The 8,413-nt window shown below is 62.7% G+C and carries 7 protein-coding genes and 2 tRNA genes; 2 read left to right on the forward strand and 7 right to left on the reverse strand.

Translation table 11 applies throughout. From position 1 onward, the window contains the following. Positions 1–46 precede the first annotated feature (46 nt). On the forward strand, positions 47–1,165 hold the full coding sequence (locus MFF34_RS21380) for a nitrilase-related carbon-nitrogen hydrolase (RefSeq protein ID WP_238216341.1): 1,119 nt from the start codon (positions 47–49) through the stop codon (positions 1,163–1,165). A 4-nt stretch (positions 1,166–1,169) separates the two neighbouring features. After that, on the forward strand, positions 1,170–2,210 hold the full coding sequence (locus MFF34_RS21385) for an AraC family transcriptional regulator (protein WP_238216343.1): 1,041 nt from the start codon (positions 1,170–1,172) through the stop codon (positions 2,208–2,210). A 230-nt stretch (positions 2,211–2,440) separates the two neighbouring features. On the opposite strand, the gene MFF34_RS21390 is transcribed toward MFF34_RS21385, so the two are convergent. The 7 genes from MFF34_RS21390 to MFF34_RS21420 all read right to left on the reverse strand — a co-directional run bounded on the left by MFF34_RS21390 (position 2,441) and on the right by MFF34_RS21420 (position 8,280). Continuing rightward, a complete protein-coding gene (locus MFF34_RS21390; RefSeq protein ID WP_238216345.1) occupies positions 2,441–3,289 on the reverse strand; it encodes a DUF2242 domain-containing protein in 849 nt (282 codons plus the stop codon). A gap of 321 nt (positions 3,290–3,610) precedes the next feature. Beyond that, positions 3,611–3,687, reverse strand: a tRNA-Asp gene (locus MFF34_RS21395). 92 nt (positions 3,688–3,779) lie between these two features. After that, positions 3,780–3,855: transfer RNA gene (locus tag MFF34_RS21400), tRNA-Val, on the reverse strand. A 322-nt stretch (positions 3,856–4,177) separates the two neighbouring features. Beyond that, complete coding sequence (locus MFF34_RS21405) at positions 4,178–4,951, reverse strand: SDR family oxidoreductase (RefSeq protein WP_027596718.1); 774 nt, start codon at positions 4,949–4,951, stop codon at positions 4,178–4,180. Then, the gene (locus tag MFF34_RS21410; RefSeq protein ID WP_099430085.1) at positions 4,948–6,159 is read right to left on the reverse strand and encodes an O-succinylhomoserine sulfhydrylase; all 1,212 of its coding nucleotides are present in this window, start codon (positions 6,157–6,159) and stop codon (positions 4,948–4,950) included. Before MFF34_RS21410 ends, MFF34_RS21405 begins: the two co-directional genes overlap by 4 nt. 15 nt (positions 6,160–6,174) lie before the next feature. After that, positions 6,175–7,680 (reverse strand): amidophosphoribosyltransferase, encoded by a 1,506-nt coding sequence (gene purF, locus MFF34_RS21415; protein ID WP_027596720.1) that lies wholly within the window; start codon positions 7,678–7,680, stop codon positions 6,175–6,177. Between the two features lie 42 nt (positions 7,681–7,722). Then, positions 7,723–8,280, reverse strand: coding sequence for a CvpA family protein (locus MFF34_RS21420; RefSeq protein ID WP_012313468.1), 558 nt, complete (start codon positions 8,278–8,280; stop codon positions 7,723–7,725). Between the last annotated feature and the right edge of the window lie 133 nt (positions 8,281–8,413).

An 8,413-nucleotide genomic window follows, 5' to 3' on the forward strand; every position in this document is an offset into this window, starting at 1 on the left:
AGGGCTACCCTAGACAACTCCAACTTCCAAGGCGCTGTACCGCTTCATGCGAAAACTTCTGGCAAGCGCCCTGGCGCTGGTGATGATTGCCGCCCTGTGCGGCTACGGCTTCTGGACCCAGCAGCGCCCGGAAGGCCACTACCTTTCCGACCTGCGCATCGAGCTGGCGCTCAACCATGGCGTGCCCGGTGAGCGAGGCAATTTGCTTGGCGTCGAACCGCTGCTCTACCCCAGTGACTACCAGAACCTGCAACGCCTGCACCGCAAGCTTTCGGCCTATTTGCAGCAAGCTCGCGTACAGGGGCTGGTCGGCCCACGTACGGTGGTGGTGCTGCCTGAGCACATCGGTACCTGGCTGTGGGCACGGGGTGAAAAGAACGAGCTGTACCAAGTCACGCAGAGCCGCGAGGCCTTGCAATGGCTGGAACTGAGCAACCCGCTGCGCTATGGCCTGGCCATGCTGCGCGCCAACGCCGACGACTGGCGCAGCGACGCCCACCTGCGCATGAAGGCCGAGCAGATGGCCGCCGATTATCAGCAGTTGTTCGGTGGCCTGGCCAAGGAGTTTGGCGTAACCCTGGTGGCCGGCTCCATCGTGCTGCCGGCCCCCTATGTCAAACAAGGCGTGCTGCACGCCGGCAATGGCCCGCTGTACAACAGCAGCGTGGTGTTTGCCGGCGACGGCTCGCTGCTGGGCCAGCCACAGCGTCAGCAGTACCCGGACAGCGAAACGCGCCGTTTTATCCATGATGGCCGCCAGCAACCGCTGCAGGTGCTGCAAACCCCGGCCGGGCGCCTGGGCGTACTGGTCGGCAGTGACAGCTGGTACCCGGAAAACCACCAGCAACTGACACAACAATCCGTGCAATTGATCGCCAACCCGGTATTCCTCAGTGGCAAAGGCAGCTGGGAGGCGCCATGGCGTGGCAATCGCCATCAGGGCGCGGCGGCCGAGCTCGCCCTCAAGCGTGGCGAAGTCAGCGAACAAAACGCCTGGCAAAGCTTGACCCAGTTCGCTGGCGAAGACGTCAGCAGCATGAGCGTGTTCATGCGTGGGCAGTTCTGGGAGCAGGCCAGCGATGGCCAGGGCTTCGCCCATCAGTCGGGTCAACTGCTGGCGGGCAACCCCAGCCATGGCGCCCGCCTGCTGAACCTCTGGTTGTAACCCCGTGGCCCGCCCCCGCGTGCGCCTGGGTGATCTGTCGGTAGGGTTTGTCCAGCCACTGGCCGAGGCCCTGCGCGTGCTGGGCCACGACCCTGCGCCCCTGCTGCAACGCTATGGCCTGGATGCGGCACGCCTGGCCGAAGCCGGAGCCCGCCTGTCGATCCCGCGTTACATGCACCTTGGGCATGCCGCCATCGCGCTGTGCGCTGAGCCGGCCTTGGGCCTGCACATGGGCCGACTCAGCCGCCTGGCGCATGCAGGCCTTGCGGGCATCACCGCGGCCCAGGCGCCCACCGTAGGCGAAGCGGCGCGCACCTTGTTGCGCTTCGAGCCGCTGTACGCTGCCAACTACCGGGGCCACTCGCGCTTTCAGGAGGATGCCCAAGGCGCCTGGCTGCGGTTTTACTCCATCAGCCCCTACAACACCTACAACCGCTTCGTGGTCGACTCCCTGCTCGCCGGCTGGCTGGCGCAACTGGGCGACCTGGCGGGGACTGTGCTGCAGGCAGAACGGCTTGAAATCGAATTTGCCGCGCCGCCCTATGCAGCCCAGTACCAGGCGCTGTGCAGCACCCCGGTGCAGTTCGGCACCGATGGCAATCAACTGCGCCTGAGCCGAGCCACCCTGCAGATGGCCAACCCGCAGCATTGCCCGAGCACCTGGCAGCACCTGCTGCAGCTTTGCGAAGCGGAGTTGCAGCAGCGCACGCGGGTGCGCAGCCTGGGTGAACGCATCACGCACCTGCTCGGCCCGCTGCTCAATGGCGGCCGCGAACCGGACCTGGACGAAGTGGCACTGAGCCTGCAGCTGCCGACCTGGACATTGCGGCGCAAGCTGGCCGAAGAAGGGACGCGTTTTCGTGACGTGTTGAACGAGACACGGCGCGACCTGGCCGAAACCTACATCCGTGACACGGAGCTGGCTTTCGGCGAAATCGCTTATCTGTTGGGGTTTGCTTCGGCAGAGGCTTTCCAGCGCGCATTCAAGCGCTGGACCGGCCTCACGCCGGGGGAGTTTCGCCGCAGTCAGCGGCAGGCCGGCTAAAGCTCGGTGGCGTCGTCGGCGGGTTCCGGGGGGTCCAGTTCGTATGCCTGGAACTCGAGCAGCTCTTCCTGATATTCATCCATTGCCCTGCGTCCTCTTTTCTCATTTGTCTTCGTAGATGTCGCCTTCAACCTAAGCAGGTTGGGTGAAGGAATGATGACAAGCTCATGAGAAGTAAACGTAGCAGGTATCGACGGCGTTATCGCCGCCTGTCTGTAACAGGGAATGTGTCAGAGCGCCGCGGGTGCGGGCTCTACAGGCTGTGCCTCTTGCTGCACCTGGATAGGCGCAGGTTCGGCGGGCGGCGCTACTGGCTGGGACCCCTGGCTGTCATTGGCCGCTGGCGCCGCTGGCACTTCGCTGGAGGGGGCAACGGCGGCAGCTGCAGGCGTGCTTTCAGCCGCTGGTGTGGCTTCAGCCGCGGGCGTTACAGGAGCGGCCACAGGCGCTGCAGCCGCCTGCTCCGGCAACCCCAGGTCTACCGCTGGTTTTTCAACCTTGGGGGCTGGCGCCTCAGGCTCGACTTTGGCCTTCGCCTTGCTGGCCTTTTTCGGCTTCGGCAGATAGCTCTCTACCAGTGCGAAGTAACGGTCGTAGAACTGCGCCGCCGTCACCGTCTCACTGGCGACCTTGACCATCGAGTCATCACTGGAGCCTATCGGCATGGACACAGAACCCAGCACGCCCACGCCAAGGCTGGCGGAAGTGTTGGATTTCTTCAGGCTGTAGCGGTCCTGCAGGGCGTTGGCGAACATGGTCGAGCGCTGCTCGTCGCTCACGTCGGGTGCGCAGGTAACGTTGAAGCTGATCTGCAGGTGGTTTTCGCTGTTCTGCTGAAAGCTCTTGTTGCCGGTCACCTGGTTGGCGCCGCTGCTGGTAATGATGTAACCCTGGCTGAGCAAGGCGCGGCGAGCGGCCTCACAGGAGCCTGCATCGGTCACCGGGAAGCTGCGCGAGAAGGTGCCCGAGTCATCGAAGTTCTCGTGCTCGTAGATGGCGGCTTTTTTCGAGGAACAACCGGTCACGCCCGCCAGCACCAGGGCCAGCCCGAGCGCACCAAAGACGGATGATCTGGTCATTGCGAATTCCGGGTAAGTCGAGAAGGTGCCTATTGTGCATCACTGCGCACGGGCACTGAAACCGTTCATCCGTGAAGAGTCTGTCAGCTTCGTGTAAATGTGGACTGGCGGGGCGTGAAAACGAAAAAAGCGACCCTAAGGTCGCTTTTCACGTTGCTTCGAGGCGTTCAAGGGGCCTCGAGGCGAAGATGGCGCAGCGGACGNNCTGAACTACCGCTGCGTATCGTTCAGGCTTGCGCCCGATTGAAACTGGGATCGACCTCAGGCATATTTGCCTTTCGGTCTCAGACCGGTGCAAGGCACCCATCCGTTACTAAAAAGTGGCGCAGCGGACGGGACTCGAACCCGCGACCCCCGGCGTGACAGGCCGGTATTCTAACCGACTGAACTACCGCTGCGCATAGTGACTTACGTCGTGGCTTATCAGGCCTTGTTCCTCTCTGGCTATCTGCTTCTTTCGAAGCTTCCTGCACCAGGAACGCTCAGGAAGTGGTGGGTGATGACGGGATCGAACCGCCGACCCTCTGCTTGTAAGGCAGATGCTCTCCCGGCTGAGCTAATCACCCCCGCGATGTTGCTTGTTGCGTTTGCTTCGCTGAGGCCGCGAAATTTACGCAGGTACCGATGCTAAGTCAATACCCCCATTGAATTTTTTTTCAAAAAGGGCAAAAAAAGAGGTTTGCCAGTGTGAGGGCAATGGATCGATCCCGCCTTCACTGTAGGAGCAGCCTTGTGCTGCGAAGAGGCCGGTGAATGCACCGATGATTCAGCATGAGCTCACTGCCCTCTTCGCAGCACAAGGCTGCCCCTACACCAAGTGGTCGCGCGATGATTAATCGCTGGAAACAAAAAGGGGACCTTTCGGTCCCCTTCTTAACATCTGACAGCTCAGGTGTAGATCATCTTGCGGGTCATGCCGCCATCGACCACGAACTCCTGGCCGGTGACGAAAGCCGCTTGGCGCGACAACAGCCAGGCCACCATGGCCGCCACGTCTTCCACCGTCCCTACCCTGCCCGTCGGGTGCTGGGCATGGTCGGCATCGGTCAACGGTTCGGCACGGCGCTGGGAAGGGTCTCGTGCATCGATCCAGCCCGGGCTCACCGCATTGACGCGGATCTCCGGGCCCAGGCTCATGGCCAGGGCATGGGTCAACGCGACCAGGCCGCCCTTGCTTGCCGCATAGGCTTCGGTATCCGGTTCGGACTGCCGTGCCCGGGTCGAGGTCAGGTTGACGATCGCCCCGTTATGCGCACGCAGGTAAGGTGCGCAATGCTTGGCCAGCAGCATCGGGCCATTGAGGTTGACCGCCAGTACGCGGTTCCATTGCGCCAGGCTAAGGCTTTCCAGCGTCTGGTTGTGCGGGTTGGCGATCGCCGCATTGCACACCAGCGCGTCGAGCCGACCGAACTGCCCCAGTACCTCGGACACCCCGGCACTGACCTGCGCCTCGTCGGCAACGTCCATGGTGATGAACCAGGCGTTGTCACCCAACGCCTTGGCCACCTTGGCCCCGCGTGGGCGGTCAAGGTCGCTGAGCACCACCTGCCAGCCTTCGCAGATCAACCAGGCGGCAATCCCCAGGCCGATGCCGCGAGCGGCACCGGTCACCAAGGCTACCCGGCCGTTATGGCCTGGCTTACTGCCGCTGATTTCAATCACAGTGCCGCCAACCCACGCGCGAGGTCTGCCTGCAGGTCGGCCACATCTTCAAGGCCCACGGCAACGCGGACCAGGCTGTCGCGGATACCCGCTGCCTCACGCTCCTGCGGCGACAAGCGGCCGTGGGAGGTGGTGGCGGGGTGCGCGATGGTGGTCTTGCTGTCACCCAGGTTGGTGGTGATCGAGATGACCCGCGTGGCATCGATGAAGCGCCAGGCGCCCTCTTTGCCGCCCTTGACCTCGAAGCTGACCACCGCACCAAAGCCGCTCATCTGGCGCTTGGCCAGTTCGTGCTGCGGGTGGCTTGGCAGGCCGGCGTAATGCACCTTCTCGATGCCGTCCTGCTGCTCCAGCCACTCAGCCAGGTGTTGAGCGCTCTCGCAGTGCGCACGCATGCGCAGCTTGAGGGTTTCCAGGCCCTTGGTGAAGATCCACGCATTGAACGGGCTGAGGGTCGGGCCTGCGGTACGCAGGAAGCCCACCACTTCTTTCATCTGCTCACTGCGCCCAGCCACCACACCGCCCATGCAACGGCCCTGGCCATCGATGAACTTGGTTGCCGAGTGGAACACGATGTCGGCACCCAGCTTGAGCGGCTGCTGCAGTGCCGGGGTGCTGAAGCAGTTGTCCACCACCAGCATGGCGCCACGCGCGTGGGCGACTTCGCTGAGGGCAGTGATATCGACCAGCTCGGCCAGCGGGTTGGACGGCGACTCGACGATCAGCAGCTTGGTATTGGCCTTGATGGCCTTTTCCCAACCCGACAGGTCGACCAGCGGCACATAGTCCACCTCGACGCCGAAGCGCTTGAAGTATTTCTCGAACAGGCTGATGGTCGAGCCGAATACGCTCTGCGACACCAGCACATGGTCACCGGCGCTGCACAGCGACATGACCACGGCGAGGATCGCCGCCATACCGGTGGACGTCGCCACTGCCTGCTCGGCGCCCTCCATGGCCGCCAGGCGTTCCTCAAAGGCACGCACAGTCGGGTTGGTGTAGCGCGAGTAGACGTTACCCGGCGTTTCGCCAGCAAAGCGTGCAGCCGCATCGGCGGCCGTACGGAATACATAGCTGGAGGTCAGGAACAGCGCTTCGCTGTGCTCGGCCTCTGGTGTACGGTTTTGCCCGGCGCGCACCGCCAGGGTGTCGAAGCCGACACCCTCGAGGTCACTGTCCAGTCGTCCGGCATCCCATTGATCCGTCATGCCGTCGCTCCCTAATCAGTTGTTGTAGAGGTCGATGATCGCGCTGACCGCCTGGGTCTTCACCTTCGCCAGGTCGTTACGGGCCTGCTCGATACGATCAAGGTAGGCTGCGTCGATGTCGCCGGTGACGTATTCACCATTGAACACTGCGCAATCGAAGTGCTCGATCTTGATCTTGCCGCCACCGACCGATTCGATCAGGTCCGGCAGGTCCTGGTAAATCAGCCAGTCGGCGCCGATCAACTCGGCCACCTGTTCGGTGGTGCGGTTGTGGGCGATCAGTTCGTGAGCGCTCGGCATGTCGATGCCGTAGACGTTGGGGTAGCGCACCGCAGGGGCTGCGGAGCAGAAGTAGACGTTCTTGGCGCCGGCTTCGCGGGCCATCTGGATGATCTGCTTGCAGGTGGTGCCGCGCACGATCGAGTCGTCCACCAGCATCACGTTCTTGCCGCGGAATTCCAGCTCGATGGCGTTGAGCTTCTGGCGTACCGATTTCTTGCGCGCGGCCTGGCCGGGCATGATGAAGGTACGGCCGATGTAGCGGTTCTTGACGAAGCCTTCGCGGAACTTGACGCCGAGGTGGTTGGCCAGCTCCAGCGCCGCAGTGCGGCTGGTGTCCGGGATTGGGATAACCACGTCGATGTTGTGCTCAGGGCGTTCACGCTGGATCTTCTCGGCCAGCTTTTCGCCCATGCGCAGGCGCGCCTTGTACACCGAGACGCCATCCATGATCGAGTCCGGACGGGCCAGGTAGACGTGTTCGAAGATGCACGGCTGCAGTTTCGGGTTTTGTGCACACTGCTTGGTGTACAGCTGGCCTTCTTCGGTGATGTACACCGCTTCGCCCGGCGCCAGGTCGCGGATCAGGGTGAAGCCGAGCACGTCCAGGGCGACGCTTTCGGAGGCGATCATGTACTCCACACCTTCGTCGGTGTGACGCTGGCCGAACACCACCGGGCGAATACCGTTCGGGTCACGGAAACCGACGATGCCATAACCGGTGACCATGGCCACCACCGCATAACCACCAACGCAGCGGCTGTGCACGTGGGAAACCGCAGCGAACACGTCTTCTTCGGTCGGCTGCAGCTTGCCGCGTACGGCCAGCTCGTGGGCGAACACGTTCAGCAGCACTTCCGAGTCGGAATTGGTGTTGACGTGGCGCAGGTCGGACTCGTAGATCTCCTTGGCCAGCTGCTCGACGTTGGTCAGGTTGCCGTTGTGCGCCAGGGTGATGCCGTACGGCGAGTTGACGTAGAACGGCTGGGCCTCGGCCGAGGTCGAGCTGCCCGCCGTTGGGTAGCGCACGTGGCCGATACCCATGTGGCCGACCAGGCGCTGCATGTGGCGCTGCTGGAAGACATCGCGCACCAGGCCATTATCCTTGCGCAGGAATAACCGGCCGTCATGGCTGGTCACGATACCGGCAGCGTCCTGGCCGCGGTGCTGGAGGACCGTAAGCGCGTCATACAGCGCCTGATTGACGTTCGACTTACCGACGATACCGACGATGCCACACATGCGACGCAACCCCTACTTTGACGAAACTTGAGTGAATAGCGCTCAGGGCTTTGCCGGCCCGAGCAACTGTTCCTTGAACGGGAGATCAGCCGGTGTGCTGATCACCCCACTGGACATCCACTGGCTGGTGAAACCCAGAATCAGGTTTTTCGACCAGTCAGCGACCAAGAGAAATTGTGGTATCAGGCGTGATTCCTGCCACCAAGTGTCTTGTTGAACCGGCCCCAGGCTAAGCAGCCCGATGGCCACTACCACCAGCAAGGCCCCGCGCGCGGCGCCGAAGGCCATGCCGAGGAAACGATCGGTACCCGACAGCCCGGTCACGCGGATCAGCTCGCCGACAAGGAAGTTGACCATGGCCCCCACCAGCAGGGTGGCGACGAAAAGAATGGCGCAGCCTGCGATGATGCGCATCGATGGCGTCTGGATGTAGCTTTCAAGATACACCGAGAGCGAGCCACCGAACATCCAGGCAACCGCACCGGCAATGATCCAGATGAGCAAGGACAAGGCTTCCTTGACGAAGCCGCGCTTGAGACTGATCAGTGTGGAGACGGCGATGATCGCGATGATCGCCCAATCAACCCAGGTAAATGCCACGGTGCTGCCTGCAGACGTTTGAGGCGGCGCATTTTACCAGAGCGGCGGGCTGGGGGTAAGCGGAATGTCGGGCCGATTAACAACTGCGCGATACCTATAGGAGCGGCCTTGCGTCGCGAAAGGGCTGCGAAGC

The sequence above is a fragment of the Pseudomonas sp. PAGU 2196 genome (genome assembly GCF_022179005.1).
GTDB lineage: Bacteria > Pseudomonadota > Gammaproteobacteria > Pseudomonadales > Pseudomonadaceae > Aquipseudomonas > Aquipseudomonas kermanshahensis.